This is a genomic window from Thauera sp. SDU_THAU2 (genome assembly GCF_038260575.1).
Classification (GTDB): domain Bacteria; phylum Pseudomonadota; class Gammaproteobacteria; order Burkholderiales; family Rhodocyclaceae; genus Thauera.
Genome location: NZ_JBBWUN010000003.1, coordinates 831,005 through 857,366, shown reverse-complemented (window position 1 = coordinate 857,366; position 26,362 = coordinate 831,005). Strand labels below are relative to the sequence as shown.

At 61.3% G+C, this 26,362-nt stretch carries 26 protein-coding genes; 20 read left to right on the top strand and 6 right to left on the bottom strand.

Annotation, left to right across the window (positions count from 1 at the left end; all coding sequences use genetic code 11):
• Positions 1 to 137: 137 nt before the first annotated feature.
• The 5 genes from AAFL97_RS05065 (at position 138) to AAFL97_RS05045 (ending at position 5,658) form a co-directional block, all read left to right on the top strand.
• Positions 138 to 1,337 carry a tyrosine-type recombinase/integrase gene (locus AAFL97_RS05065; RefSeq protein ID WP_341643990.1) on the top strand — a complete coding sequence of 400 codons (1,200 nt, stop codon included), beginning with the start codon at positions 138 to 140 and terminating at the stop codon, positions 1,335 to 1,337.
• A complete protein-coding gene (locus tag AAFL97_RS05060; RefSeq protein WP_341643989.1) occupies positions 1,334 to 2,500 on the top strand; it encodes a PDDEXK nuclease domain-containing protein in 1,167 nt (388 codons plus the stop codon). The genes AAFL97_RS05065 and AAFL97_RS05060 overlap by 4 nt, the downstream gene beginning before the upstream one ends.
• Before the next feature lie 332 nt (positions 2,501 to 2,832).
• Positions 2,833 to 3,342, top strand: coding sequence for a RadC family protein (gene radC, locus AAFL97_RS05055; RefSeq protein WP_341643988.1), 510 nt, complete (start codon positions 2,833 to 2,835; stop codon positions 3,340 to 3,342).
• Between the two features lie 194 nt (positions 3,343 to 3,536).
• The gene (locus AAFL97_RS05050; protein ID WP_341643987.1) at positions 3,537 to 3,839 is read left to right on the top strand and encodes a hypothetical protein; all 303 of its coding nucleotides are present in this window, start codon (positions 3,537 to 3,539) and stop codon (positions 3,837 to 3,839) included.
• Between the two features lie 217 nt (positions 3,840 to 4,056).
• Complete coding sequence (locus AAFL97_RS05045; protein WP_341643986.1) at positions 4,057 to 5,658, top strand: hypothetical protein; 1,602 nt, start codon at positions 4,057 to 4,059, stop codon at positions 5,656 to 5,658.
• 56 nt (positions 5,659 to 5,714) lie between these two features.
• Here AAFL97_RS05045 and AAFL97_RS05040 read toward each other — a convergent pair whose 3' ends face one another.
• From AAFL97_RS05040 to AAFL97_RS05030, 3 genes are all read right to left on the bottom strand, one after another.
• Complete coding sequence (locus tag AAFL97_RS05040) at positions 5,715 to 6,806, bottom strand: DUF3800 domain-containing protein (protein ID WP_341643985.1); 1,092 nt, start codon at positions 6,804 to 6,806, stop codon at positions 5,715 to 5,717.
• Positions 6,807 to 7,085: 279 nt separating this feature from the next.
• Positions 7,086 to 8,825 (bottom strand): anti-phage-associated helicase HerA, encoded by a 1,740-nt coding sequence (gene herA, locus AAFL97_RS05035; RefSeq protein WP_341643984.1) that lies wholly within the window; start codon positions 8,823 to 8,825, stop codon positions 7,086 to 7,088.
• Positions 8,826 to 8,834: 9 nt separating this feature from the next.
• On the bottom strand, positions 8,835 to 10,085 hold the full coding sequence (locus AAFL97_RS05030) for a DUF4297 family anti-phage-associated protein (RefSeq protein WP_341643983.1): 1,251 nt from the start codon (positions 10,083 to 10,085) through the stop codon (positions 8,835 to 8,837).
• A 638-nt stretch (positions 10,086 to 10,723) separates the two neighbouring features.
• Here AAFL97_RS05030 and AAFL97_RS05025 point away from each other — a divergent pair.
• The 4 genes from AAFL97_RS05025 (at position 10,724) to AAFL97_RS05015 (ending at position 14,795) form a co-directional block, all read left to right on the top strand.
• Complete coding sequence (locus tag AAFL97_RS05025; protein ID WP_029043638.1) at positions 10,724 to 11,551, top strand: DUF932 domain-containing protein; 828 nt, start codon at positions 10,724 to 10,726, stop codon at positions 11,549 to 11,551.
• 81 nt (positions 11,552 to 11,632) lie between these two features.
• Entirely contained in the window at positions 11,633 to 12,670 is a 1,038-nt protein-coding gene (locus AAFL97_RS24560; RefSeq protein WP_445954472.1) for a ParB/RepB/Spo0J family partition protein, read from the top strand.
• 74 nt (positions 12,671 to 12,744) lie between these two features.
• Positions 12,745 to 13,695 carry a hypothetical protein gene (locus AAFL97_RS24555; protein WP_445954471.1) on the top strand — a complete coding sequence of 317 codons (951 nt, stop codon included), beginning with the start codon at positions 12,745 to 12,747 and terminating at the stop codon, positions 13,693 to 13,695.
• Positions 13,696 to 13,832: 137 nt separating this feature from the next.
• Positions 13,833 to 14,795: an IS1595 family transposase gene (locus tag AAFL97_RS05015; RefSeq protein ID WP_341643982.1), complete on the top strand. Its 963-nt coding sequence runs from the start codon at positions 13,833 to 13,835 to the stop codon at positions 14,793 to 14,795.
• 64 nt (positions 14,796 to 14,859) lie between these two features.
• On the opposite strand, the gene AAFL97_RS05010 is transcribed toward AAFL97_RS05015, so the two are convergent.
• A complete protein-coding gene (locus tag AAFL97_RS05010; RefSeq protein WP_341643981.1) occupies positions 14,860 to 15,789 on the bottom strand; it encodes a hypothetical protein in 930 nt (309 codons plus the stop codon).
• 122 nt (positions 15,790 to 15,911) lie between these two features.
• Positions 15,912 to 16,214, bottom strand: a complete 303-nt coding sequence (locus AAFL97_RS05005; protein ID WP_341643980.1) for a helix-turn-helix domain-containing protein — start codon at positions 16,212 to 16,214, stop codon at positions 15,912 to 15,914.
• A 265-nt stretch (positions 16,215 to 16,479) separates the two neighbouring features.
• On the opposite strand from AAFL97_RS05005, the gene AAFL97_RS05000 reads away from it, so the two are divergent.
• From AAFL97_RS05000 to AAFL97_RS04955, 10 genes are all read left to right on the top strand, one after another.
• Positions 16,480 to 16,827: a DUF2958 domain-containing protein gene (locus AAFL97_RS05000; protein WP_046602336.1), complete on the top strand. Its 348-nt coding sequence runs from the start codon at positions 16,480 to 16,482 to the stop codon at positions 16,825 to 16,827.
• Between the two features lie 111 nt (positions 16,828 to 16,938).
• Positions 16,939 to 17,100, top strand: coding sequence for a hypothetical protein (locus AAFL97_RS04995; protein WP_329751303.1), 162 nt, complete (start codon positions 16,939 to 16,941; stop codon positions 17,098 to 17,100).
• 49 nt (positions 17,101 to 17,149) lie between these two features.
• Entirely contained in the window at positions 17,150 to 17,956 is an 807-nt protein-coding gene (locus tag AAFL97_RS04990) for a DUF2285 domain-containing protein (RefSeq protein ID WP_341643979.1), read from the top strand.
• A gap of 75 nt (positions 17,957 to 18,031) precedes the next feature.
• A complete protein-coding gene (locus AAFL97_RS04985; RefSeq protein WP_014995090.1) occupies positions 18,032 to 18,313 on the top strand; it encodes a helix-turn-helix domain-containing protein in 282 nt (93 codons plus the stop codon).
• Positions 18,228 to 19,187, top strand: coding sequence for a replication initiator protein A (locus AAFL97_RS04980; protein ID WP_445954470.1), 960 nt, complete (start codon positions 18,228 to 18,230; stop codon positions 19,185 to 19,187). The genes AAFL97_RS04985 and AAFL97_RS04980 overlap by 86 nt, the downstream gene beginning before the upstream one ends.
• 289 nt (positions 19,188 to 19,476) lie before the next feature.
• Complete coding sequence (gene parA, locus AAFL97_RS04975) at positions 19,477 to 20,115, top strand: ParA family partition ATPase (protein ID WP_341647098.1); 639 nt, start codon at positions 19,477 to 19,479, stop codon at positions 20,113 to 20,115.
• Positions 20,112 to 20,399: a hypothetical protein gene (locus AAFL97_RS04970; protein WP_028968586.1), complete on the top strand. Its 288-nt coding sequence runs from the start codon at positions 20,112 to 20,114 to the stop codon at positions 20,397 to 20,399. The genes parA and AAFL97_RS04970 overlap by 4 nt, the downstream gene beginning before the upstream one ends.
• Positions 20,396 to 20,941: a DUF2840 domain-containing protein gene (locus tag AAFL97_RS04965; protein ID WP_341643978.1), complete on the top strand. Its 546-nt coding sequence runs from the start codon at positions 20,396 to 20,398 to the stop codon at positions 20,939 to 20,941. The genes AAFL97_RS04970 and AAFL97_RS04965 overlap by 4 nt, the downstream gene beginning before the upstream one ends.
• Positions 20,938 to 21,534, top strand: coding sequence for a S26 family signal peptidase (locus AAFL97_RS04960; RefSeq protein WP_341643977.1), 597 nt, complete (start codon positions 20,938 to 20,940; stop codon positions 21,532 to 21,534). The genes AAFL97_RS04965 and AAFL97_RS04960 overlap by 4 nt, the downstream gene beginning before the upstream one ends.
• 460 nt (positions 21,535 to 21,994) lie before the next feature.
• The gene (locus AAFL97_RS04955; RefSeq protein WP_341643976.1) at positions 21,995 to 23,989 is read left to right on the top strand and encodes a relaxase/mobilization nuclease and DUF3363 domain-containing protein; all 1,995 of its coding nucleotides are present in this window, start codon (positions 21,995 to 21,997) and stop codon (positions 23,987 to 23,989) included.
• Between the two features lie 13 nt (positions 23,990 to 24,002).
• On the opposite strand, the gene AAFL97_RS04950 is transcribed toward AAFL97_RS04955, so the two are convergent.
• Positions 24,003 to 24,806 carry a helix-turn-helix transcriptional regulator gene (locus AAFL97_RS04950; protein ID WP_341643975.1) on the bottom strand — a complete coding sequence of 268 codons (804 nt, stop codon included), beginning with the start codon at positions 24,804 to 24,806 and terminating at the stop codon, positions 24,003 to 24,005.
• A gap of 167 nt (positions 24,807 to 24,973) precedes the next feature.
• Here AAFL97_RS04950 and AAFL97_RS04945 point away from each other — a divergent pair, with 167 nt between their 5' ends.
• Positions 24,974 to 26,356 carry an MFS transporter gene (locus AAFL97_RS04945; RefSeq protein WP_341643974.1) on the top strand — a complete coding sequence of 461 codons (1,383 nt, stop codon included), beginning with the start codon at positions 24,974 to 24,976 and terminating at the stop codon, positions 26,354 to 26,356.
• Positions 26,357 to 26,362: the final 6 nt, after the last annotated feature.

Here is a 26,362-nt window from a genome sequence, read left to right as displayed (position 1 = left end):
GCCAAGGCTCGATACAGCATGTTTATCAATCACTTAGGCGAGTTCAACATATGCCGGTGCTTTCCGAAACTTGACCCGGCTTCCCCTCGCGTGGCTCCCATGCGGCTCTTGGAAACCGGGCTTTCCGAGGAGTCATCATGGCGAAGATCAAGCTCACCAAGTCAGCAGTCGATGCGGCACAACCCCAAGCCAAGGCCATCGAACTACGGGATACCGTGGTGCCTGGCTTCCTGTGCAAGATCACCCCAGCGGGCCGCAAGGTGTTCATGCTCCAGTACCGCACGAACGCTGGCGAGCGCCGCAAGCCCGCCCTGGGCCAGTACGGGGAACTGACCGTCGATCAGGCGCGCACGATGGCGCAGGAGTGGCTGGCCGAGGTGCGCAAAGGCGGCGACCCCAGCGCGGCCAAGAACGCCGCTCGCAAGGCTCCGACCATGAAGGAGTTCTGCGACACTTTCATGGAGGACTACTCCAAGCAACGCAACAAGCCCAGCACGCAGCGCGGCTATCAGGGCGTGATTGACCGCTGCATCATCCCGATCATGGGCCGGATGAAGGTGCAGGACGTGAAGCGCCCGGACGTGGCTGCGCTGATGAAGAAGCTGGCCTACAAGCAGGCCGAGGCGAATCGCACCTTTGGCGTGCTGCGCAAGATGTTCAACCTGGCCGAAGTGTGGGGGCTACGCCCTGACGGCACGAATCCGTGCCGCCACGTCCCGATGTATCCGCCCGGCAAGGAAACCCGGCTCATCGTGGACGATGAACTGGTGCGGATCTTCCGCCACCTGGAGCATCTGGAGGCGGATGGACTGGAGAACTACGTCATCCCGCTGGCGATCCGTCTGCAATTCGAGTTTGCCGCACGCCGCTCCGAAATCTGCCCGTTGGAGTGGGATTGGATTGATCTGGAAAACCGCCGCGTCGTCTGGCCCGACAGCAAGACCGGCGGTATCTCCAAGCCTATGAGCGAGGAAGCCTATCGGCTGCTGTCCACCGCACCGCGCCGGGAAGGCTGCCCCTACGTTCTGCCGTCACCCAACGATCCGACTCGGCACATGACCCACGGTGAACACTACGGCGGCTGGACGCGCGCGCTCAAGGCCGCTGGTGTGCCGCACGTCGGCACGCATGGCATCCGCCACCGGGCGACCACCGATATCGCCAACTCGGGCGTGCCAACCAAGGTGGGCATGAAGCTCACAGGTCACAAGACCGTGGCGATGTTCATGCACTATGTTCATACCGAGGACAAGCCAGTGCGGGATGCGGCCGAACTGGTGGCGAATCGGCGGTTGGCGATCACCGGGGCATCTCGTTCTATGGAGGTGACAGCATGACAAGGAAGACGTCGGCAGTAGCGGGGAAACGTGCCGCCTTACCGGCTGGCTATGCTGACATCCACGGCGGCATCGTGGAGCTGCTGGATGAGGCGCGCCAGGCAGCGGCGCGCAGTGTCAATGCGCTGATGACGGCCAGCTATTGGGAGATTGGCCGCCGGATCGTCGAAGCCGAGCAGAAAGGCAGGCGGCGGGCTGGTTACGGCGAGCAGTTGATGGCGCGGTTGTCCGCCGACCTGACTGCACGATTCGGGCGCGGGTTCAGCCCGGACAACCTGGAGAACATGCGGCGCTTCTTCGCCGCTTACCCCCTTGAAGCAATTTCCGAGACACTGTCTCGGAAATTTGGAGACGGACTGCCCATCGAGAATTCCGAGACGTTGTCTCGGAAATTCGACCTCTCCGAACTGGCCCAGGCCTTCACCTTGCCGTGGTCAGCCTATGTCCGGCTGCTGTCGGTCAAGGATGACCATGCCCGCCAGTTCTACGAGGCCGAGGCGCTGCGCGGTGGCTGGAGCGTGCGCCAGCTCGACCGACAGATCGGCAGCCAGTTCTACGAGCGCACGGCCCTGTCCAAGGACAAGGCGGCGATGCTGGTCAAGGGTTCGGTGGCCAAACCCGAGGATGCCGTCACGCCCAACGACGCGATCAAAGACCCGTATGTGCTGGAGTTCCTCGACCTCAAGGACGAGTATTCGGAATCCGACCTGGAAGCGGCATTGATCCAGCGGCTGGAAGACTTCCTGCTGGAACTTGGGGAAGGCTTCACCTTCGTTGGGCGGCAACGACGGTTGCGCATCGACCAGACCTGGTATCGGGTCGATCTGCTGTTCTTCCATCGCAAGCTGCGCTGCCTGGTCATCATCGACCTGAAGCTGGGCAGCCTGACGCATGCCGATGTGGGGCAGATGCATATGTACTGCAACTATGCCAAGGAGCATTGGGCTTACCCGGACGAGAACCCGCCGGTGGGACTGATCCTGTGCGCTGACAAGGGCCATGCCCTGGCGCGGTATGCGTTGGATGGTTTGCCGACCAAGGTGATGGCGGCCAATTACCGGACGGTGTTGCCGGATGCCGAGTTGCTGCAAAAAGAGCTAGAGAACACGCGGCGTCTGCTCGAATCTCGCGGAACGTTGTCCCTCAAGGACAACAAGCCATAGTCGTTCGTCCCGGCGTACCTCCGTCGAGCTCGTGGGCTGCGCCCCGTGCTTCGTGCCGAATCACAGCCATTCGGCGCTGATCCCTGACGCCTCCGGCGCGGATCGTTGATCCGGGCCTGCGCGTGCTGCGCACTTGCCAAGAGCGGGTGTGGCTGAGTGGGGTGTAGGCGGTCTTGCTGTTCCCTTCACCGTATCACGGCGTTCTCGCCGTCAATGACTACGCGTGCTCGCACGCTTGCGGTCTGTCGGCCGTCTTCGATCCCTGACTGCTTGCGCTGCGCCGTGCTGGCCACGGTTCCGGGCAATTCCGCCCGAGCAACCGGAGCACGATCATGTCGCAACTGTCTTTTTCCTCGTTCGATGACGCTTTGCTGGTGCGTGACGCCCAGGGGCGCTACTTGCCGGCATCGGTAGATCAAATCCTTGAAGCGGCACGCCAGGCCATCGAGCTGAAGATGCAGCGTGGAGCTGAGTTCACTTCCCCGGCGCTGGTCAAGGAGTACCTGCGCAATAAGCTGGCAGGCTTCGAGCATGAGGTCTTTGCGGTGCTGTTTCTGGATACGCGCCATCGGCTGATCGAGTACCGAGAGATGTTCCACGGCACCATCGACAGTGCATCGGTGTATCCGCGTGAAGTGGTCAAGGAGGCGTTGCGGCTCAATGCGGCGGCGGTGATTCTCTCGCACAACCATCCAAGCGGGAATCCTGAGCCGTCACAGGCAGACAAAGTGTTGACGCAGCGACTCAAGGAAGCACTGGGGCTGGTGGAGGTGCGCACGCTGGATCATGTCATTGTCGCCGGTAGCGACACTGCGTCCTTCGCTGAACGCGGCCTGATCTGAGCCGGGCGCTTCGGCCCTTTTGGTTTGCCCAATTCGGAGCGTGCCAAGGCCAGCAGCCATGAAAGCAAACACCCCGTGTGCAATCGGGGCAGGCCATGGCTCGATTCATTTTTGCTCTCCTGAGATTTTCGCGACCACTCTTGAAGTCGTAGTACCCTCATAAATAGAATTACCACATGGGATAGGAGATCCAAATGCCTGAAATCAAGAAAAGCGACCTGAATTACGACGACTACAGCTGGACTGCTGTGCCGGGTGACGATCCGAAGAAGACGAAGGAAGATGCCGATCGCTTCAGCCGTAAGGAAGGCTATGAAGTGCTCACCCTGCTGAACTCCCTCAAGGGCAAGAACCAGACTGATCTCTCGGTTCGCTTCCGCCAAGTCTGCGAGTGGCTGATTCATGAAAAATTGCCCTCCGACATTCAGGGCCGCTCCAAAGTGATCAATTGGATTGCGCAAAACTATTCGGTGCTCTCTCCCGAGTATCCTCACTGACACCGTCGTGCCCTGCGAAGCGGGGCATGGGAGAGCGGTGCAAGGAATAGTTCAAGTCCGTTCAGGCTGAGGCCTGAGGCGCCCGATGCAGAGATTGCTTGCCCCGATGTTTGGAAACGAAGATCGGTTTTTTTCGCCCTGATGCCATGCGCTGAACTGCAGACCAATTGCACCAGCGTGCGATCCCAACGACCCACGCAAGGATGCACTAGCGCCGATGACAGCCGCCGCTTCCATTGACACCACAGGCCTGCTCACCATATTGGGCGTCATCGCCGCCGTGTGGGCACTCATCTCTCCCACCAACCGGCTCCGACTTCGTTTCTGCACGACCTGGGTGGACTGGGTGGTGGGCGGATCGGTATTTCTGCTGGTCCACTATCTGGTGTTCGCCCCGGCCTTGGAGCAACTTGGGCTGTACTACAGCCTGGGGCCTTGGAAATGGGGGCTCGACAGTTCCAGCGCGGTGTATCTGCTGCTGCTTTCGGTGGCACTCTACTTCTTTTGGCGAACACGCTTTCCGACATTGGCTCGAGGCCGAGTGCACGTCTTTCGCGAGTTGATCGAAAACCTGCACCTCACCAGACGCTACGACGAGTTGGTGCTGCTGGTCGAGCCCCAGCTGCCGACACTCATTTCCCTGACCCGGCGACAGTCCTGGCTGGTGCGCTGGATCGAAAGCCAGGGCAATTCCCAGGACGAACTGGCCGCGCTGCTGCGCGGGGAAGTGCCGAAGCCCCCTTCAATCTGGCGCAAGCAATGGCGCAGCTTGTTGCATGGATTGAAATCCAGGTGTGCAAAGTGTGACAAGGTCAGCCTGGAAGCCCGGGAGATCCTGTTGAACCTTGTCACCTCACCTGAGTTGACCGTCCACTTGGCGCAGGCGCACCCACATTTCTGCCTCAAGCTGCTGGAAGCGGACGAAGCGATACGCTCGGACTTCATTGCGCATTACATCGACGCGCTGCTGGACGCCACGGGAAGCCGGCTCTACGTCGAGCTGAAAAACAATCAGAACCTCAATGGCGGAAGCCGTCTTTACCTGCCGCCAAGCAATCGGCTGCTTCGCTTCTTCTTTGCCGATGCAGCCACTGCGGTGAAGAACGACGTGGAGGTTGCCGTCGGCGAGTCGGTACGACGCCGATTGGACGAAGACAAGCACTTGGCCGCCAAGCTCAACGAGCCGTTGGGCTCCTACCAGGAGGTGGGGCGGTTTCGGTGCCCGATCAATTCAGGCATCACACTCTTTGAGATCATGGTGCACGAAGGCATTCATCAGGGGCTGCAAGACCATATGTGGCTGCACTACTTCGGGCACTTCGCCGAAAAGATCCTCAAGCAGATGTCTGGCGCACCCGACGAAGAGGCCTGCCAGGAGTGGCCAACGCCATTTCACTACCTTCTCGGCCGCCTGGTCGGCGTCGCTACGGATTGGGCTGAGGAGTGCGCGCGCGTGGATGATTCCGAAATCCCGAAGGCAACCCTTTGTGCCGATCATTTCGATCGCCACTACATCTCCAAGGAAGCCACCAAGGTACTGGGGGCGATGCTGCAAGACATCATTCCGAGTGAGAAGCTGTCGGCAGCATTCAAATCGGATCTGCTGGAGACCGCCATTCGCAGCCATGTAAAGCTCCAGAGCGATCCGAAGACGGCAGATGTTGCCGCGTCATTTCTGAACGCGGTGATCGTCGGTGCGGATTTGAAGACGGAGGCCGCCTACCGACAGGAGCTTCGGAATGTGTTCCGAAGCTTGGACCACGTTCTAAGGGACAAGGCATCCGCCTTCGAAACAGCGCTGGACGCCTCACTGCCTTGATGCTCCGCTGCGTTCAGGGGGAGGCGTAATGGCAGACAACGCCACAGCTGTAGCACTCATTCCTCATGTCGGACGTTAGCCGTGGCGACGACTTGATTGAGGCCATAGCCCCTTCGCTCATCGCCCTCGCCGATGAGTCGCATGATGGCCTCGCGCAGTTCATTCGACACGGGCGTGCCGGCGTCCGTGTCTCGAAAGTAGCGCATCACGCTGCCGGCAACGATGTCGGCCAGTTGCACTCCGATGGCCTCGTGCGACTGCGCGAACTCGATGCTGGCCTCTTCCTCGAACCGGTAGTCGGACTGTGGGGTGTAAGGCAGATCTACGGAGTTGCTCAGATTTTCGGCGGTCATTTTTCCTTGGCGCAGAATGTTCTCCACTTCCAATTGCTGGTCGTGCACCAAGCGGATGCCGGCCAGGCGTCTGCCGTAATAGCGATTCATCCGGGCGTAGATACTCGTGAATGACGTCAGGTTTGGCAGCATCCAGACCTGCTTTGCATGTTTGTTGAGGTCGGGTGGCGGAAGAAATCGCGACCAGGCCTCGCTACCTTTTTCGCGCTGCTCGGCGTATTCGGCCTCAACCTCCTGCACCATGTGGGCAACGCCTTGCGCGATTTGTGCGGCCGATCCCGTAAAGCCCCGATCTGTGGCCATGTCACGCAGCATGGCGAATGAGGCACGCAGAGTCGCATCCCCCGGTGCCAGGCACGACGCGACGAATGTATCGAGGACGCGCTCGGAGGCGTGAAAGAACAGGAAGTCCGCCACCGTGTTCTTGATGAAGTGAAACTGCATTGACTCGGGGTAGCCAAGACACGGCGGCAAGAGTTGGAACGAGGTGATGCTGGTACAGATAAAGAAGCGCTTGTCGACCACCTCGATGAAAAGCGGAGCGCGCTGGTCGAGTAAGGCATGGATGACTTCGGCCGAGAACCTGGGCTTAGCGGTCAGCGACTTGGACTTGAGTTCACCGGCAGGAATACGGTGGCGGTTTCGCAGCTCATTGATGCGGTCTTCCCAGTCATGACCGTCCTCAAGACCAATGCCGGCCAGGGCAAAGTAGGGCTGGCCCTTGAAGTCGTAAGCGTTGCCGCTGTTGATCATGTCCCCACTGTGGCCACTTTCATCAATATAGACGGTGGTCATGTCTCGATGTTGTCCCTGAAATTATTCATCTTCAGATGTGTAGCGCATTTACCTGCAAGAACGTCCGCTTTCGACCCAAAGCGGAACTTCACAGGCTGATTCACAATGTCCGGTGAAGGCTGGTTGCTGCCCTTCAACTCAACAAGGCCAATGACTACTGTCACTCAAAGCAGTCATTGCATTGAACCTTCTTTGCAAGTTCGTTTTGCACCGTGGTATAGCCAAAACTAGGGTTTTGGGTAGTTCGCCTCAAACTTAATTTGTGCAACGATGTCCCCATCATCCTCGCCAGTTATCGGCACGCTTTTTGAAATCGATCTCCTTCCACTCCGCTTTCCAGAGTGTGAGATATTTCACGTCACTAGACGAGGGCTCGGGGTCGCATTTTTCCACATACACGACGCACGGCATGATGACGGCGTCCCCGATCAGAAGCGCCTCCCCTTGTTCCAGCGCGGGCATGCCTTCGGTCAAATTGCCAAGCGTATCCGGCAGTAGTCGGCGGACATAGCTTTGATCATCGGGGTTGGTAAGACGCATTGCCAAGAAGTTGGAGCATTGCGAAAAGATAGTCTCTGATATTTCAGATGGTCGCTGACTCGAAATCAGAAGGCTGATCCCGTACTTTCGTCCTTCTTTGGCAATGCGTTCGATTGCAGCCAAGGAGGCCTTGTAGCGGGCAAGACCGCTCTTTGGCGCGTATTTGTGCGCTTCCTCATACACCATCAGGAACGGCTGCTCTGTTTTACTCTCCACGCGACGAGCGTAGTAGCAAAAATCGAACATAAGGCGGGAGATCAGCGAAACGGTAATGCTGAGCAGTTCAAAGGGAATGCCGCTGAGGTCGATGATTGTGACATTCGACTCGCCTCCCGCCTTGTAGCCGGTAAACTGTTCAAGTACCTGTTCTAGGGTCGCAGCTTTGGCCTTCGCACCGAATATGAAGTCAAGCCGAGAGTTCGAGATTTTTGATCTAATCCGCCGCTCAAATTTGTCGATGCTGCCGTCAGCATAGGGGCCCTTGTTGATTTTACTCCGTTCCGGAGCAGCGAACTCGCGCAAAGCCTTGCAATAGTGCTCCAGCTGACCCTCGACATCATCGAACGTTTCGGTCGTACCATCCTTAAACTTGATATGCAGCGAGTTTTCAGCGTCTTTTGTTTCCCGCGTCAGGTTGCGGAAAGCGTTCGCTACGTGCTGAATGTCATATCGAAGCGGACTATCGAAGTTGACCTTTTCGACAGCAGGATTGCTGATCTTCTTGGCAATGGTCACCACAGATCGTAGCAGCGACTCCTGATTGTAGTTGTTATTGTCGCCGGACTCCAGGAACATGTCCTCCATCTCGTCTTCGTTGAGAAGCCAATATGGTAGGACGAGGTCATCGACAGTGATGATATTCGCCTTTGGAAAAGCCGTAGCATATTCGGAATGAAGATCGAATATTAGGATATGAGAGTTGTTGAGACCTTGGTATTCGCCGCTTTTAGCAGATACTGCTTTCTGCAGAACTGACGTCACACTCGACGATTTTCCCGATCCCGAAGCGCCGACGACGGCAATATGTTTATTGAAGAACCTGTCGCCATGAACAGGTACGACGATATCACGTTGCCTAGTCAGTGACGAAAAGCAAAAGCGGTCTTCAGCGGCATAGCAGTCTGCATAGATAGCTGCGATCTCCGCTTTCGTTGCCGGGACGACCTTCTTTGGCGGAATGGCGAGTTCGTCACCACCGCGATTGAACTTTCCATCTTTAAGGGTCCCGAGGGGATAGGAATCAATCATATAAACGCGTTTGTGGTCACTGATACTGTCGCCCTTTACCTCTTTCATCTCGATTGAAAAGCTTTCGATGATGCAGATAAGAGAAACGTTGTCATTGTCCGAGACTTTGAGAAAAGACCCAACGCGAAGAGACTCCCCCGCTGCTTGAAAGTTCAAAAGATCATCGACGGCCACACGAACCTTGTTGGGGTAAACGGCGACAACTTCGGCATTGGCGACTTCCTCAGTCATAGTTCGTCCTCAGATAATTTTATTGATTGTGGAGATGCTGCTAACGGGGATCGAATACATCCGACTCTTTGGACTCGGCATAGCCATGGCTGCTGGGCGTTCCAGGAAGAAGTCATAGATGTGGCACAACTTCCGTCCCACTCCGTTGAGAGCTTCCAGCAGCTGGTCAACGTCTTCGACAAAACGAATTTCGATTTGGTGTAATTCGGTCTGCGGGCTCTGAACGTGATCGTTGCGAAAGGGCGATCCGCGATATGGGTAACCGTCTACGAAAACGGTTCCAGTATCGAAAAGCTCATTTTTTACTTGCAAGATGAGTTTTTCATCCGCGCCGCGTAGCAGGATGAATGGCGCGTAGCGCTCGGAATTCTGGATACGGCGCTTTTTAGCAGAACTCCAATTATTACCAATTGCTCTGAGTTGGTCGCAGATGACCGAGCCGTCAGTCGCCCCATCACATTCGATGATGAAAACACGGGCGATTCCTGCGCCGTTCGTGAGCGAGAAGTACAGGCGTTTAATATGCTTCGCGTACTCGCTTGCATCCTTCTCCCGGAGAAGCCAACGATTATGGATAGCTTGAGCACCTTTGAGCAGCTCCTGCAGATCACGACGGGTGACCTTACGGTCGTTGTGATCTTTTTTCGTGGCAAGTGTTGCGATGTAGTCGAAGGCCATTGGATAGTGAAAACCTTCGGCCTCAACCCCTGAGACGCTTTGGTTTTTCCGTATTGCCTCAATGACGAGCCTGCGATGTTCAGAAAATTCCTTCGAGATTTGTATGCTGAAGCTCTTGCAGAACGCCTCAATTAGCCTATCTGGCGCGGCCATGCCGTCGAGCAAAGACTTCTTTTCGTAGGATTTTGTACCGTCAGCGGCCTTCACTTCCTTTCGGTATTCCATCACCGACTTGAAGCGCTCGACGGAAAGCTCACCAATATCGATCTTTACTTCTGAAAAGTGCCCGTACAGCAGGTATTTCCGGCCTGCCCGCTGTGCTTCTTCGAGCCCGTGGAAATGAACAAAGAGCTTATGCAGGGGATCACGCAGTACCGAGTCTGTCAGATTCTGCTCCGCGTAGTACTTTACCTGGCCGTAAATGACGCTTTCCTCGGTGTAGCGGTCGAAGTCTTCAATTCCCTCGATAACGACTTCATCGCTCAGGTCCGCATTTAGGATTTCGAGCAAGGCAGCGTCAAGTTGGTAAAAATACCCTCTGATCGAAGCTGTCGCTTCGCGTTTCTTGTCTACCTCCAGCATCCTCGCCTCCAAATTAATCCCTTTTGGCATGATAGGAAAACAAGAGAAAGCTGATCGTCAGCAGTCGCTGCAAAACAGACCTTCAATTGCATTTTTTGAACTTTTGCACCTGGCCGATGCAGTCATAAATACAAATAGATAATAAGCGAAATACTTCCTTGCGTCTCCGCTTCGCGAACCGCGCTGCTCCAGGTTCGCTGTTCGCTCATCCCTGACAGGACTGGCATTCGCCGGCCTTCCACATCCCTGACGCCTACGGCCCGGCTTCCAGCTTCGGGCCTGCGCGCTTGCGCTTGCGTGCGGTCTGCACATCGCTGCGGCCGTTGCCATGTCCAGCCGTCTCTCCTGACTCCATCACCTTGCTCGCGACTGTAGCCCGTGGCCGCGTGCCATCAAGGCGCGCCAGGCCGTGTCCTCGGCTGCGCCTGCGGGCCGCACCTACCTGCCGCTTTTCTCCTTGACGGCCCACGTCCGTGGGCTCCTGACCGTCGCGGGCGATGAACTCAGGAAAGACGGTGGCAACAGGGCCAACCGGGTTCCTCGTGCCAACCGCACCGAACAGCCGAAAGGCTGGGCTCCGAATCTAGGAATCCGGTGTGCGGTTTGAACAGCAAACCCTTTTCGTCAGGAGAAAGACCATGCTTGCATCCCGTTTCGCTTCCCGTTCCCCGGTACTGCGCAGCGACTCCCCGCTGTCTGATGACCAGATTCACCGCGTGGCCCCGTCCATCTTTGCGGAAGCGCCCCACGAAAGCCGTTCCCAGCGTTACGCCTATATCCCCACCGCCACGGTACTGACCGAACTGCGCAAGGAAGGGTTTCAGCCTTTCATGGTGACGCAGACCCGCACCCGCCACGAAGACCGGCGCGACTACACCAAGCACATGATCCGGCTGCGCCATGCCAGCCAGATCAACGCCCGAGGCGAAGCCAACGAAATCATCCTGTTGAACTCGCACGATGGCACCAGCAGCTACCAGATGCTGGCCGGGATGTTCCGTTTCGTGTGCAGCAATGGGCTGGTGTGCGGCGACACCGTGGCCGATGTGCGCGTGCCGCATAAAGGCGACGTGGCCGGGCAAGTGATCGAAGGTGCCTATCAGGTGCTGCACGGCTTCGACCGTGCGCTGGAATCCCGCGAATCCATGCAGGCCATCACGCTGGACGAAGGCGAAGCCGAAGTGTTCGCCCGCGCCGCGCTGTCGCTCAAGTACGACGACCCGGACAAGCCCGCCCCCATCACCGAATCGCAAATCCTGATGCCACGCCGTTTCGACGACCACCGCCCGGACTTGTGGAGCGTGTTCAACCGTACCCAAGAGAACCTGACCAAAGGCGGTTTGCATGGGCGCAGCGCCAACGGACGACGCCAGCAGACCCGTCCCGTGCAGGGCATTGATTCCGATATTCGCCTCAATCGCGCCCTGTGGCTGTTGGCAGATGGCCTGCGCCAATTGAAAGCCTGATTCCCCTGCGCGGCAGGGGCAGGCAGCAACCCTTGCCGCGTCATTCGCTGCTGCATTCCATCATCGCAAGGAGTTTTCACCATGAACGCCATCAACCACACCGAAGCCCACGCCATCCACGCCGCAGCCAGCGCCGCGCCTGCCGTGCTGCTGGAAGCCGCCGACCCGAGCAATAACCTGATTCTGGTGCCGCTGTCGCGGCTGGTGTCGCGCGCCACGGGTCGCAACGTGCGCAAGACCCCGCGCATGTCGATTCCCGAACTCGCCGCCAGCATCCAGCGTGTCGGCCTGCTGCAAAACCTGATTGTGACCGCGACCGCTGACGGCGAGCGTTACGAAGTCGTGGCCGGAGGCCGTCGCCTTGCCGCCCTCAAGCTACTGGCGAAGAAGCGCCGCATCAGCAAGGAATGGGAGGTGCCTTGCCTGCTGGTGGCCGATGGCACCGCCCGCACCGCCAGCCTGACCGAGAACGTGCAGCGCGAAGCCATGCACCCCGCCGACCAGTTCGAGGCATTCGCCGCACTGGTGACCGAAGGCCGACCCATCGAGGACATTGCCGCAGATTTCAGCGTCACGCCGCTGGTGGTGCAGCGCCGCCTGAAACTCGCCAACGTGTCGCAGCGCCTGCTGGCCGACTACCGGGCCGAGGCCGTGAGCCTTGACCAGTTGATGGCCCTTGCCATCACCGACGACCACGCCGCGCAGGAAGCCGCGTTCTACGATGCGCCGACATGGCAGCGCAGCCCGCATAACCTGCGCGACCGCCTGACCGAGCGCGAGATTGACGCCCACCGGCATCCGCTGGTGCGCTTCGTTGGGCTGGATGCTTACGAGACCGCAGGCGGTGGCACCCGCCGCGATCTGTTCGCGGAAGCCGATAGCGGCGTGTATCTGACCGATGCCGCGCTGCTGGAACGGCTGGCGCAGGACAAGCTGGCCAGCCTTGCCGCCGAGGTGAAGGCCGAAGGCTGGGCATGGGTGGATGCTACACCCGGCACGACCCATGCCGACCTGCAAGTCTTCCAACGCGCCCCGAGGAGCGCCGCAGCCCCAACAAGCGCGAAGCCGCCCGCATCGAGAAGCTGCAAACCAAGATTCAGTCGCTGGCCGAGGCCGTAGATGCTGCCCTGGACGCCGAGGACGAAGACAAGGCCGACGCTTTGCAGGAGGAAGGCGAACACCTGGGCGAACAGTTGCAGGCGCTGGAAGATGGCTTGCAGGACTACGGGGAAGCCGTCAAAGCTGCCGCCGGTGCCATCGTCACCATCGACCGCAACGGCGAGGCCGTGATTCATCGTGGCCTGCTGCGCGAAGCCGAGGCCAAGGCACTGCGCACGCTTGAACGGCTGCGGCAAGGTTTCGGCAGCGAGGGCGAAGCCGGGAACGACGACACCGGCGAGGAAACCGACGACGCCCCCAAGCCCGCCGCCATGTCTGACCGGCTGGCGCAACGCTTGAGCGCCCACCGTACCGCCGCGCTGCAAATCGAAGTGGCCCGGCATCCGCAGGTGGCGCTAGCCGCACTGGTGCATGGCATGGTGCAGACTGTCTTGCAAGGCAGCCACTACGGCCACGATCTGCCGCTGGGCGTGAAGCTGACCCAGCAAGATCGGCTGGAAGGCATGGCCCCGGACTGGCCGGAATCGCCCGCCGCCGTGGCACTGCGCGAACTGCAACAGGTAGCGGGTGAGGCCTTGCCGGAGGACAGCGCCGAACTGTTCGCCGCACTGCTGGCGAAGCCACAGGATGAACTGGTGAGCCTGCTGGCTGTATGCGTGGCATCCACGGTCGATGTGGTGACGCCCCGCGCTACGCAGCACCAGCCGGGTGCCGAACTGGCGCAGGCGGTGGGGCTGGACATGGCGGCATGGTGGCAACCCACCGCAGACGGCTATTTCCAGCATGTGCCGAAGGCCGCGATTCTGGAAGCCGTGGGCGAATTCGCACCAGAGCACGTCACCCGGCTGGCGAAGTTGAAAAAAGGCGACATTGCCAGCGAAGCCGAACGGCTGGCCGACGGTACCGGCTGGATGCCTGCCATCTTACATGCCGACCCCTCGCAGCAGGATGCGCAGGACATGGCGACGGATGAGGAAGCCGCCGCAGCTGATGAACAGTCGCAGGTTGGGGCGCTGGCCACGTAATCTTCCCAGCTATGTAAACAGCGCCTTGGTTTCGACCAAGGCGATTCCTGATTAGCCCCGACCCTCAGCCGCGAGTCGCAGGATTTGCGCCGCCTGCGGCACAGCATGGTGCCATCTGAAGCCAACGAGGTGGCGCCATGGGCATCAACCGCGTGCAGTTCCAACCCGGCCTTTCGATGAGCGAGTTCATCCACCGCTACGGCACCGAAGCAAAGTGTTACCGGGCCTTGTACAAGTGGCGCTGGCCTGAAGGCTACCGCTGCCCGGCCTGTGCCGGACGCGCGCGTTCGCGATTCAGGCGCGGCGATGCGATCTACTACCAGTGCCGCGCTTGCCGGCATCAGACGACCTTGACGGCGGGCACCCTGTTCGAAGGCACCAAACTGCCGCTGCGCACCTGGATGCTGGCGATGCACCTGCTTACCTCGACCAAGACCAATTTGGCTGCGCTGGAACTGATGCGCCACCTGGGCGTGAACTACAAGACCGCCTGGCGCCTGAAGCACAAGGTCATGCAGGCCATGACCGAGCGGGAGGATTCCAGAAAACTCCAGGGTTTCGTGCAGCTTGACGACGCCTATTTGGGCGGCGAGCGCAACGGCGGCAAGCCCGGGCGCGGATCGGAGAACAAGCAGGCGTTCGTGATCGCAGTGCAGACGGACGAACACCTCGAACGCCCGACCTTCGCAGTGATCGAGCCGGTCCGCAGCTTCGACAACGCCTCGCTCAACGACTGGATCACGCGCCGCCTGGCACCTGAGTGCGAGGTCCTACGTGACGGCTTGGCTTGCTTCCGCCGGCTCGAAGACGCCGGCCACGCCCACACAACGCTCGACACCGGCGGCGGCCGCGCCGCCACCGAAGTGCCTGGAGCGCGATGGGTTAACGTCGTGCTGGGCAACCTCAAGCGGGCGATCAGTGGCACCTACCATGCCGTCAAACAAGCCAAGTACGCGCGGCGCTACCTGGCCGAAGCGGCGTACCGTTTCAACCGCCGGTTCCGCCTGCGCGAGACGCTTTCGCGACTTGCGACCGCGATGATGCGGTGCAAACCATGTCCGGAGCCGCGTCTGCGGATTGCGAGCAACTTTCTTGGCTGAGAGTCGGGGCTAATCAGGAGGCGATTTGCTGTCCGGTCAGCACCACCCCAAGCCATGCCTATGGCTAAGGGAAAAATGATCCAATACTGTCTTTGTAACGAACCACCGCGGCAAAAATGCCCGCAAGAAAAACAAACCCAGAAACAATAGGGTTGTTCTTGGCCACCTCAATTAGCGCTATAGGGTGAACGCCATACTTGTCTGTAAAAGATGCGTTTGTTTTCAGACTCTTATCGTGAGTTCTGTCAAATATATTTGACAAGACATCAACCTTTCGCAGCGTTGATTGCTGAAGCTTTATGAACTCGCCGTTCACGAATGCTGCTGCTTCTTCGGCGCCCTGAAGAGCATCGGTGTCCGCGATCCTGTTCAATTCAATTATGCTCATCAGTCGCCCTCTCCGGCCCTTTGGGGACGTATGGGGAGCATATCTTTTGCCGAATAGCGTTATTAATTCCCTGGCCAGATCAAATTTCTTATTATCTTGAAGTATGACGGGATTTCCGCCTAAGACGCGAAAGCGATGTTCCAGCGCAGAGAAGCCATAATTATCATCCCGCATGTTCCAGTGTACATATGTGCTATCGGAATGATTTGAAAGAAATGAAAAATACCCATTGAGCATGTCGAACTCAAGAGGATTGAGGATTTCGCTGATATGTGCGGTTGCCTCTGTTCTCAAAGCTCCAGCATCCTGCTCTTGATTGGTAAGAGGAGCATTTGCCTTGATCAATTCGCTCAATTTTTCTAGCTGCTTGCCAAGCTCGGCAGACTTGTGAATCGACCAGGTTTTTGTCTGGCCAGATTTTAAATTTCTCACAGCTATAGAGGTGACCCGAGTTGAATTGGCTAGCGGGGACTGTCCATCTGGTGCATAGAACGACTCACAAGAGTAATGAATGACGTACGCATTAATGGCTTCATCGTAGATTTCATTCAGCCGCTTGCGGCACTTGGATCGTTCGCGTACACGTGATATTTCCGAGGAAGCCATGCTATTCCCTGCGATATTATTTTTTGCCCAAATTAAGCTAGAAATAGCTTGAGAGTGAGATTATAAATTCTTAGGCACGGCATCGCTACCTTGGCGGTGGCCAAGCCAGTAACGTTCATCAATCAAACCTTGTGCAAAACGTCACCGGGATGAAGTTGTTGCTCCGCCTCCGTCATTAGAGTCGCTGTGCTGCACTCCAGCGCACCGGCGATCTTGAAGATGATCGCCAGGGTTGGCGCATGCTCGCCACGCTCGATTTTGCCCATGTGAGAGCGCTCAATGCCGGCCAGGTTGGCCAGCGTCTCCTGGGCGATGCCGCGCTCCGTGCGCAGCGCACGCACCCCCGCACCGAAAGCCTGGGCCAGCTCGGCGTCGAAGGTGGTGGAGCCGGCCGGTCGGCCGCGCTGGACGGTTCGCTTCTGCATAGACAGAAGCGTCGATTCGCAGCACAATTAAAACCACGTTATATTTAACTCATTCATCCAATCTCACCTGTTTTTGTGCCTTTGCTGAAATTCGCGTTTGCGGTTTTCTTCAAAAGCGGAGAGCCTGATCCGTGTCTTTCCTGACTTCCGTGCATGTGCCTTCGTGCTTCTACGCTTCTGCGGATGCGTGGGCTTGCGCATCCGTGCTTTCGAGGGAAAGCGGCAAAGCGTCTCTGCTGCTCCGTACATCCGTGGAAGTACAGCCATGACTCCGCTCATCACCGCCGACGAGCGCACGCGCTTGCTATCCAACGGACAGGCCCGAGCTGCCGGGCAGGACACCGACCCGCTGCCCGTGGTGCGCCTGTTCACCCCGGATGCTCATGCCACTTGGCTGCTGGCTTCGCTCGACCCAGCCGATGGCGATACTGCCCACGGCCTGATCGACTTGGGGATTGGCATGCCTGCACTGGGAACGGTGAAGCTGTCCGACCTGGCTGCCATCGTCGGGCCGCGCCAGCAGCCCGTGATGCGGGATCGCTACTTCCAGCCGGTGCGGCGGCTGTCGGAATACCTTCGGTTGGCCGAAGACAACGGTTCGATCACCGATTGAGGGCCACCGCGAAGCGGTGGCGCACTGTGTCTATTTCGGTCTGGTCTGTGACCCGTTCGGTCTGAATCGACAGTGTTGCACCGAAGCGGTGCGTGCCAGATCGAAACGGTCATGATGCTTGGCGCGGGCTGCGGCAAGCTGACCGACGCGGCATGCCATTGGAGTGCGTTGCCGCCGTCGCACTCGGACGATTTCAGCAACGCATCGGAGTTCATCGGTCTTGACACTGCCAGTTTACGCTTCACCCATGACGTTTTGACGATGGCCTCGTAGCACGCCGTTTCGCCGTGGCGACGCACCCCCAGCACAGGGAGGTTGCCTCATGGCTGATCGCAGTGCCGAGCCGTGGTATGCCACGGCGGCCTATCTCTACGTTCTGCATCTGGATGGCCCGGCGCTGGCCTGGGAGTACCTGCGCCGTCATCCAGACTATCGGCACGACTGGCTCCGCCGTCGTCGCCAACCGGATGCTGCCGGGCATTGGGGGCTGCGCCTGCTGGAAGATCCCGCTCTGGATGCGCGGGACGCGCACCCGGCCTGGTTCCCCGATCACGATGCCGTGGTGCAGCTCTACCCGGATGCCGATCCACCGCCCGATGCCCTGTGCTTTGAGTTCTGGAAGCTGCCGGGTCACAAACACCTGATCCATGACGGCAAGCGCCTGGTGCTGGTGGCGCGCTGGCCTGGGTGCTGCCTGCGTTTCGTGCTCGCGCCAGGCTTGGCCGATGGCATGGCTTACGCCTATGCCATTCGAGCCTGCGCCGCGCCTTGCGAACGCTATGCGGCCCTGGCGAGCGAATTGAACAAGATCGCAGTAGCCGCCGGTGCCGCACCTGCGGCGACCGTCCGGCCACGCCCGCCGCTGTCCGCATTGCTGGAAATGCACACGCTGCAGGCGCTGGACGCGACCCTGGCGGGTGCGTCCTTGCGGGAGGTGGCCGAAGGGCTGTTTGGTGCGGATGCCGTTGCCGCCGACTGGCACGCCGACAGCGCTCTGCGCGCCCGCGTGCGGCGGCTGGTGCGCCGGGGCGATTGGCTGATGCGCGGCGGTTATCGCCGTCTGGCGCAACTTCCCCCCGTTCCGCCGCATGAGGGGGGACGTTTCGCATCCCCTGCAGAACGTCCCTGAGCAAGAACCCCAAGTTTCTTGAGACTGCCTCTATCCGGTCGCGCTGTGTGGCCGGGCTTGATGGAGGTACATCCCATGCGACCCGCTCCCTTGCGGCCTGCCGCCGCTCCCGTTGCCACACCCGCACAACCCCAGCGCTATCTCACCAACGACGAAGCCGCCGACTACCTGCGCCTGTCACCGCGCACGCTGGAGAAACAGCGCGTCATCGGTGGTGGCCCGAAGTTTCGCAAGTTCGGCCGCCGCGTCATGTACGCCGTGGCCGACCTCGATGCCTGGGCGGAAACGCGCAGCTTCGAGACCACGTCCGATCCCGAATATGCCGAGCACCACTCGGCTGACAGCCGTGCGCGCTGATCGGCGCATCGCAGGTGGCCATCGCCATGTCCCGCCCACCAGGGCACGCCTTGCAGCAGCGCGAACAGCTCGACCTGTTCCGCGCACTGCCGGGCGAGGACATGGCACCGCGCGATGCCCAGGACTTGATGGCCTATCCGTTTTCTCACTGGCGAAGTCGCGGCGCACCGCGCCGATCGACTTCCGCAGCGGCAACATCACCATTCGCGTGGAAGGTACGCAGGAGCACGGCATCGCTACGATCTGGGATGCCGACATCCTGATCTGGGCGGCCAGCCAGATAGTCGAAGCCAAGGATGCGGGCATCCAACCGTCCCGGCGGATGCAGGCCACGCCTTACGAGATCCTGCGCTTCATCGGGCGCGGAAAGTCGCTGCGCGACTACCAGCGTCTCAAGGCCGCGCTCGACCGGCTGCAATCGACCACAGTGGCCACGTCCATCCGCGAAACCACGGGAAGACGCTTGCACCGCTTTTCGTGGATCAACGAGTGGAAGGAACTGGCCGATGCCAACGGCACACCGCTGGGCATCGAGCTGATCCTGCCAGACTGGTTCTATGCGAGCGTGCTGGACGCCGCCCTGGTGCTGACCATCGACCCGACGTATTTCCGGCTCACGGGCGGCATCGAGCGCTGGCTGTACCGACTGGTGCGCAAGCATGGCGGCAGGCAGGAATACGGCTGGCAGTTCGACTTCCGGCATCTGCACCGCAAGTCGGGCAGCAGTACGCGGTTTTCGGATTTCGCCTACGACCTGCGGGCGCTGGTCGCCCGGCAGTCGCTGCCGGGGTACGAGCTGGGCATCGTGCGGATTCCCGAGGACGACATGGAATTGCTGACCTTCCGGCCCGTGCCGCAGACGGCACGGGGATAACAGCGGGACAGGCTGTGGATGGGGTCGTGCTATCAGGGGTAAGAGGTGTCGTGCTATCAGGAGTACGCCTATCGTGCTATCAGGAGTACGAAAACGCCGGAAAGCCAGTAACGGCGCGGGTTTGCGATCCCTCTAACATTACTAACTTAAATTCTCTAACTATTGGTAGAGAAGCAGCATTTCGGTGGACAACTGCCGCAGGCCGAAAAGCCAGCCAGGAAAAGCCGCAAAAATCACACCGTTCGGCGCGGCAAAAACAGTCCGGCCTTCCAAGCTGGAGGGCCGCGCCATGATCGTCGCCTTGCTCAACCAGAAAGGCGGCGTCGGCAAGACCACGCTCGCCACGCACATCGCGGGTGAACTGGCCTTGCGCGGCCAGCACGTCGTCCTGCTGGATGCCGACCCGCAGGGTTCCTCACTGGACTGGACACAGCGCAGAAGCCAGCAGGGCTTGCCCCGGCTGTTCAGCGCCGTGGGCCTGGCGTGCGAAACACTGCACCAGGAAGCCCCAGAATTCGCCAGGCGGGTCGATCACGTCATCATCGACGGGCCACCAAGGATCGCCGCCTTGGCGCGCTCTGCGCTGCTGGCGGCCGAGCGAGTGCTGATCCCGGTACAACCCAGCCCCTATGACCTGTGGGCCAGCGCCGAGATGGTGGCGCTGATCCGTGAGGCCCAAGTGTTCCGGCCGCAGCTAGCAGCGGCTTTTGTCATCAACCGGCGCGTCAGCACCACGGTGATCGGGCGCGAAGCACGGCAAGCCTTGGCCGAACAGCCGTTGCCAGCGCTGCGCAGCGAGGTGCGCCAGCGCATCGTCTTCGCCGACAGCGTGGCTGCCGGTCGATTGGCGCGGGAGACAGCCCCCGATAGTGCGGCGGCGCAGGAAATCACCGCGCTGGTCGATGAGCTGCTGCGGTGGCCGTCATGAGCGACAACAGCAACCCACCCAACAGCAAACGCCCGGCCAAGCGGGTCGGCATCGGCGCGCGTCCGCCCGCCAATCCGCACGCCGAGGCTTGGATTCGCCAGGGCGACGCGGATGCGCTCAACAAGGGCGACCTCTACACCGCTCGCCTGACCCTCGACATCACGCCTGCCATGCGGGCACGCATCAAGGTGTCGGCCTTCACGCAAGGCGTGACCGTGGCCGACTTGCTGCGCGGTTTGCTGGAGCGCGAGTTTCCAGAACACCGCAGGGAGAACACGCCATGACCACATCCGTATTGTCTGCTGCCGCACCTGCCGCCATCGCGGTCACGGCTGCGCACGCTGCACCTTGCAGCCAGCCGAGTAGCGCGCCGCTGACGCGCGTCGCGCTGGCTTACATCGAACCGCGCTTCAAGCTCTACCGGCGCTTCGGCGAACCGGCGCGCACGCTTCAGCTCGACCGCTGGCTGCGCTGCGCCATGTTCATGCCGGGTGCAATGCTCTGCCGCGTTCGTTGGCAGGCCAACGACTACGGCACGATTCATTGGCAGCTCATGGTAATGCAGGCTGCTACACCGCTTGATGCCGTACAGCGCATCCCAGGCGTGCAGCCGGGCGCGTGCCTTCTGCTGCATGCCGAAGGTGATGCCAATGTGCGTGCTGTGCTGGAACGCATCGACGGTATCGAGGCGCTGGGGATCGCTGCCATCGACGTGTCGCCCGCGTACTGGCGCACGCTCGCTAACCGGCTCGCCGCGCATTTGCCGCTGCCCGAATACACCGCCGAGCGGCACGCCGCCTGGCTGGCCGGGAGGGCGCTGCCATGACGGCCCATCCCACTGCCGCACGCACACAAGCCGCGCCGCTTCCTCGCTCGCGCCTTCGCGCTCGCTTCGTGCTGGCGGGCTTCGCCGCTGTCGGCCTCGCTGCGCTGGTCTGGGCGGCTTTCGTGCAGCCGCTGCCGCGCCTGACCTACAACCCGTCCGATAGCGTGGCGGTCGGCTGGTATCGCATCGAACCGTTCGACCTGCGCGCCGCCTCGCTGCCACGTCCGTTGCCCGTGGACAGCATCGTGCTGGTGCCGCTGCCCGACAGGGCCGCCACGCTGGCTGCGCAGCGCGGCTACCTGCCGACGCGCGTGCCGCTGCTCAAACGTGTGGGCGCCGTCGCGCCACAACACGTTTGCATCGTCGCCGGGCAGGTACGCATCGACGGCGTGCCTTCGGCCGCCGTGCTGCCTGCCGACCGGCTGGGCCGCCCGCTGCCATCCTTGCAGCTTTGCCGCCGCCTCGAACCGGGCGAGCTGTTCCTGTTGAGCGTGACCAACCCAGCGTCGTTCGACAGCCGCTATTTCGGCCCGGTCAGCGCATCCGCAGTGATCGGCGTTGCGCATCCGGTCTGGCTGGAGACACGTCCATGATAGCCGCCAATTCGCTGCGCTCCGGCGTGCCATCGGGCATGTCGTTCTACTGTTCGTCGCCGTGTCGTCGCGCGTGCAGTGCGGGTGCCAATCCTACGCATTGGGCACCGCACTTCGCGCTGCCTTCGGCGCAGCCGTCCAACGTGCAGGCGTCTTGCCTCGAACGCGCCCGGCCTGCGGCCTTCATGGCGTCAGTTCGCGCGTTCGCCGGCGGGCTGGCTGCAAGCAGCGCAGCGCCGCCGGGCCGCCGAGGCCCGGAGCGACAGCGAAGGGCAAAGGCGGAAGGCAAGACAAAAGGACGCGGCACCGGGCCGCGTCGAAAGCCAGTCTGCACATGGGGGTGGCGCGGCACGCAGCGGCTTCGCTGCCGTGCCGCGTGGGGCGCGAGACCCGCGCCAATGAAGGCATATCCGCGTGCTTTGTACGACCGGACACGCCAGAGCTTGCAGAGGGCACAACCATGAACGACCGCCGCGACGACGATTTCCGCGTGCGCCCCAGCGCCCCCAAGAACCGGGGCAAGGGCCAGGGGCAGAGCTTCGTTTCCAAGGTGCTCAAGCAAGCGGGCAAAGCCAGCAGCGGCAAGCCGGCCGTGCGCCGTCCTGCCACTGGCGGCAACGGCCAGCGCGCCGGCCAGCGGCCCGGTTCACGCCTGGGGCGCGGCAACACGGCGGCGCGCTTCGCCGGGGCGAAACTGACGCCCATGTCGCGGCGCGTGACTACCAAGACCTTGCTGGTCAATCAGCGCAACGCCAGCCCGCAGTCGCTCGCCAAGCACCTGCGCTACATCGAGCGCGACGGCGCGGGCCGCGATGGCGAACCGGGCCGGGCCTACGGGCCGCAGGCCGACGAAGCCGACCTCGACGCCTTCAAGGAACGCTGCCAGGACGACCGGCACCATTTCCGTTTCATCGTCTCGCCGGAGGACGGGGCCGAACTGGACGACCTGCACACCTACACCCGGCACCTGATGAACCGCATGGAAGCCGACCTGGGGACGCGGCTGGATTGGGTGGCGGTGGATCACTGGAACACCGACAACCCGCACACCCACCTGATCGTGCGCGGACGCGACGACACCGGCAAAGACCTCATCATCGCCGGCGACTACATCGCCCACGGCTTCCGCCATCGCGCCGCCGAGCTGGAGACGGAATGGCTGGGGCCGCGCACCGAACTGGAGATCCAGCAGACCTTGCAGCGCGAGGTGGAGCAAGAGCGGTGGACGAGCCTCGACCGCACGTTGCAGCGCGAGGCCGGCGAGGATGGCTGGGTGCAGATCGAACGCTTCAACGAACCCGGGCTACAACGCCAGCGCCTGCTGCTGATCGGCCGCCTGCAACGCTTGCAGCGCCTGGGCCTAGCCGACGAGACGCAGCCCGGCACCTGGGCCGTCCATGCGGACGCCGAGAAGACCTTGCGCGCCCTGGGCGAGCGTGGCGACATCATCCGCACCATGCAGCACGCCATGAGCGGTCAGCCCCGCGAGCTGGCGGTGTTTGAGCCGGTCGACGATGGCCGTACCGTCATCGGTCGCGTGGCCGCGAAGGGGCTGGCCGACGAACTGCACGACCGTGGCTATCTGGTCATCGACGGCGTGGACGGCAAGGCCCACTATGTCGCCTTGAACACCCGCGACGAGCTGGTGAACTATCCCACCGGAGCCGTGGTGGAGGTACGCGGTGCCGCCGAGGTGCGGTCAGCCGACAAGAACATCGTCGCGCTGGCGAGCGATGGCCTGTACCGCACCGATCATCACCTGGCGATCGAGCAAGGCCGAGCCAAGCCCGGCCGCGACCCGCAGGAGGTCGTCGCGGCCCACGTTCGCCGGCTGGAAGCCTTGCGCCGGGCCGGCATTGTGGAACGTGTGGCGGACGGACTATGGAAGGTGCCGGACGACCTGGCCGAGCGTGGCCGCCAGTACGACGCGCAACGGCTGGGCGGCGTGGCGGTGGAACTGAAATCGCACCTGCCAATCGAGCGGCAGGCCCGCGTGATTGGGGCCACCTGGCTGGATCAGCAGTTGATCGGTGGCGGTAAGGGGCTGGGCGACCTGGGCTTTGGCGGCGATACCAAGCAAGCCTTGCAGCAGCGCGCCGACTTCCTGGCCGAACAGGGGTTGGCCGAGCGGCGGGGACAGCGTGTGATCCTCGCCCGGAACCTGCTGGGCACGCTGCGCAATCGGGAACTGGCGCAGGTCGCCAAGGACATTGCCGCCGACACCGGACTACAGCATCGGCCCGTCACCGACGGGCAGCGCGTGACCGGCATCTACCGGCGCTCGGTCATGCTCGCCAGCGGGCGTTACGCCATGCTCGACAACGGCAAGGGGTTCAGCCTCGTGCCGTGGAAGCCGGTGATCGAACAGCGGCTGGGGCAGCAGCTCGCTGCGACAGTGCGCGGCGGCGGGGTGTCGTGGGAGATTGGACGGCAGCGTGGGCCAACGATTGGATAACGCTATCGAGTCATCATTCACCGTCAGCGGTTTTGAGCTGCTGCGCATACACCGCCAACCGTAGGTGCCGGTCTTCGTCAACCGTCAATGATGTGTGCTCAAACGGTTCGGCCTGACCGTTGATGACCATTTTGCGCACGCCGTTGCAGGACGCATGCACATCATGCGTCCGCCACCACGCCTTGAACTCCGGCGACACCCGTTCCAGCTCATTCACCAGTTCATGAATGTCCGCTTCCTGCGTGGCGCGGGCGAAGTCACGGCGGAAGCTGGAGAGCATCAGCGGGGCTTGTGCTTCCCATTCGTGGAAACGGGCATGCAGGGCCGGATCGGTGAACAGCAGCCAGAGCAGATTGCGCCGCTCGGGCGTGTGCTTGCCGAAACCGAAAAGTGCATCAGCCGGTGCATTGAAGCCCAATACATCCCATCGCAGATTGAGCACGAAGGCCGGGTGCGGTAAATCGTGCATCAGGCGGCGCACCATCGGCGGCAGCACGCACCAGGTCTTGCCCGGTTCGGCGGGCGGCCGTTCGTGGGCCAGCAGGAACAGGTGGCGGCGTTCGGCAGCATCCAGTTTCAGCACCCGCGCCAGGTTATCCAAAAAGGTGGCCGACACGCCAATGTCGCGCCCCTGTTCCAGCCATGTATACCAGGTCAGACCAACACCGGCGAGCGCGGCAACTTCCTCGCGCCGCAGTCCTGGCGTACGGCGGCGGCCACCGCTGGGCAAGCCCACGTCGGCAGGCGAAAGGCGTTCGCGGTGCGCCCGCAGGAAAGCCGCCAGATCGGAGCGGGTTCGTTCCAGAGTTCGCATCATTTATCTCGTTGTTTTAAGTAATAGCATAAATAGTTAAATTGTAATGGTTTAAAAAGAATTTGAGAATGATCGCGTCTTTACCCTGGATACGCAAGATGAACTCGAATTCCTGCCTCTCGACGCCGCCTGCGCGCGCCGTCAGCGGCCCGCCGTGGCTCGGTTTATCCGTGCTGCTGCTGGCCGGTTTCGTCACGATCTTTGACCTGTTCGTGGTCAATGTCGCCATTCCCAGCATGCAGGCCGATCTGGACGCGAACTTCGCGCAGATCGGCTTCATCGTGGCTGGCTATGAACTGGCCTTCGGCGTGCTGCTGATTACCGGCGGGCGGCTGGGTGACCTGTTCGGGCGTCGGCGTCTGTTCGTCATCGGCATGGCCGGCTTCACGCTGGCCTCGGCCTTGTGCGGGCTGGCGCCCAGCGCGGAATTCCTGATCGGTGCGCGGGTGTTGCAAGGACTGGCTGCCGCTTTGCTGTTCCCACAGGTTTATGCATCCATCCGCGTCAACTTCGACGGTGACGACAGCCGCCGCGCCTTTGGCCTGCTGGGAATGACGCTTGGCCTGGCGGCCATCGCCGGGCAGGTGCTGGGCGGCTGGCTGGTGCATGCCGATCTATTCGGCCTGGGCTGGCGCAGCATCTTTCTCATCAACGTGCCCATCGGGCTGTTCGCCATCGCGGCGGCACGCACCATCCCCGAGTCCCGCGCACCGCAGCGCCCGGCGTTGGACTGGATGGGCGTGGCGTTGGTCAGCGCCGGGCTGACGTTGCTGCTGGTGCCGCTGATCGAGGGGCCTGGGCAGGGCTGGCCGGCATGGAGCCTGTTGTCGCTAGGTGTGGCGGTGCTGCTGCTGGCCCTGTTCCATCGGCAGCAAGAGCAACGGCGTATGGCGGGCGGCTTGCCACTGGTGGATATGCGCCTGCTGGCCCAGCGCCGCTTCGCGCTGGGCGCGGTGCTGGTGCTGCTGGTCTATTCCACGTCCAGTTCCTTCTTCCTATGCTTCGCCTTGCTGGTGCAGACCGGACTGGGACTTGACCCTTTCATGGCGGGCAGCATCTTCGCGCCGTGCAGCGTGGGCTTCGTGCTGGCATCCTTGGCCGCGCCACGTTTGGTCGCGCGCTGGGGGGCGCAGGCCATCGTGGCGGGTGCGATGGCCTATGCGGTGTCCATCGGGCTGCTGATCGCACAGGTGTGGATGGCTGGCGCGGAGCTGGTGCCCGCGCGGCTGATCCCCGTGCTGGTCGTGGTTGGCGCTGGCCAAGGGTTCATCATGACGCCGCTGCTGAATCTGGTGCTGGGCTTTGTCGATGAAGCGCAGGCCGGCATGGCGTCGGGCGTGATCTCGACCGTGCAGCAGGTCGGTGCGGCGCTGGGTGTGGCCGTGGTCGGCATCCTGTTCGCAGCGGCGCTGACTGCCGATGAAGGTATGGCCGCACAGGCCGGGGAGTACGCCTCGGCCTTCGTGACCGGCATGCTCTACAACCTCGGTGCAGCCCTGCTGGTCTGCGTGTTGTTGCCGATGCTGGCGAGAACGCAGCGGTTAGCGGGCTGACGGGAG

Bases quoted from the DNA above. Each gene is read 5' to 3' on its own strand.
- AAFL97_RS05030 (WP_341643983.1), bottom strand. From the start codon at position 10,085: ATGCTGGAGGTAGACAAGAAACGCGAAGCGACAGCTTCGATCAGAGGG.
- AAFL97_RS04980 (WP_445954470.1), top strand. From the start codon at position 18,228: ATGCCTGGGCGGAAACGCGCAGCTTCGAGACCACGTCCGATCCCGAAT.
- AAFL97_RS05050 (WP_341643987.1), top strand. From the start codon at position 3,537: ATGCCTGAAATCAAGAAAAGCGACCTGAATTACGACGACTACAGCTGG.
- AAFL97_RS05060 (WP_341643989.1), top strand. From the start codon at position 1,334: ATGACAAGGAAGACGTCGGCAGTAGCGGGGAAACGTGCCGCCTTACCG.
- AAFL97_RS05010 (WP_341643981.1), bottom strand. From the start codon at position 15,789: ATGGCTTCCTCGGAAATATCACGTGTACGCGAACGATCCAAGTGCCGC.
- AAFL97_RS04965 (WP_341643978.1), top strand. From the start codon at position 20,396: ATGACCACATCCGTATTGTCTGCTGCCGCACCTGCCGCCATCGCGGTC.
- AAFL97_RS05045 (WP_341643986.1), top strand. From the start codon at position 4,057: ATGACAGCCGCCGCTTCCATTGACACCACAGGCCTGCTCACCATATTG.
- AAFL97_RS24560 (WP_445954472.1), top strand. From the start codon at position 11,633: ATGAACGCCATCAACCACACCGAAGCCCACGCCATCCACGCCGCAGCC.
- AAFL97_RS05065 (WP_341643990.1), top strand. From the start codon at position 138: ATGGCGAAGATCAAGCTCACCAAGTCAGCAGTCGATGCGGCACAACCC.
- AAFL97_RS04970 (WP_028968586.1), top strand. From the start codon at position 20,112: ATGAGCGACAACAGCAACCCACCCAACAGCAAACGCCCGGCCAAGCGG.
- herA (WP_341643984.1), bottom strand. From the start codon at position 8,825: ATGACTGAGGAAGTCGCCAATGCCGAAGTTGTCGCCGTTTACCCCAAC.
- AAFL97_RS04985 (WP_014995090.1), top strand. From the start codon at position 18,032: ATGCGACCCGCTCCCTTGCGGCCTGCCGCCGCTCCCGTTGCCACACCC.
- AAFL97_RS05005 (WP_341643980.1), bottom strand. From the start codon at position 16,214: ATGCAGAAGCGAACCGTCCAGCGCGGCCGACCGGCCGGCTCCACCACC.
- parA (WP_341647098.1), top strand. From the start codon at position 19,477: ATGATCGTCGCCTTGCTCAACCAGAAAGGCGGCGTCGGCAAGACCACG.
- AAFL97_RS05015 (WP_341643982.1), top strand. From the start codon at position 13,833: ATGGGCATCAACCGCGTGCAGTTCCAACCCGGCCTTTCGATGAGCGAG.
- AAFL97_RS04955 (WP_341643976.1), top strand. From the start codon at position 21,995: ATGAACGACCGCCGCGACGACGATTTCCGCGTGCGCCCCAGCGCCCCC.
- AAFL97_RS05040 (WP_341643985.1), bottom strand. From the start codon at position 6,806: ATGACCACCGTCTATATTGATGAAAGTGGCCACAGTGGGGACATGATC.
- AAFL97_RS05025 (WP_029043638.1), top strand. From the start codon at position 10,724: ATGCTTGCATCCCGTTTCGCTTCCCGTTCCCCGGTACTGCGCAGCGAC.
- AAFL97_RS04990 (WP_341643979.1), top strand. From the start codon at position 17,150: ATGGCTGATCGCAGTGCCGAGCCGTGGTATGCCACGGCGGCCTATCTC.
- AAFL97_RS05000 (WP_046602336.1), top strand. From the start codon at position 16,480: ATGACTCCGCTCATCACCGCCGACGAGCGCACGCGCTTGCTATCCAAC.
- AAFL97_RS04995 (WP_329751303.1), top strand. From the start codon at position 16,939: ATGATGCTTGGCGCGGGCTGCGGCAAGCTGACCGACGCGGCATGCCAT.
- AAFL97_RS04960 (WP_341643977.1), top strand. From the start codon at position 20,938: ATGACGGCCCATCCCACTGCCGCACGCACACAAGCCGCGCCGCTTCCT.
- radC (WP_341643988.1), top strand. From the start codon at position 2,833: ATGTCGCAACTGTCTTTTTCCTCGTTCGATGACGCTTTGCTGGTGCGT.
- AAFL97_RS04950 (WP_341643975.1), bottom strand. From the start codon at position 24,806: ATGATGCGAACTCTGGAACGAACCCGCTCCGATCTGGCGGCTTTCCTG.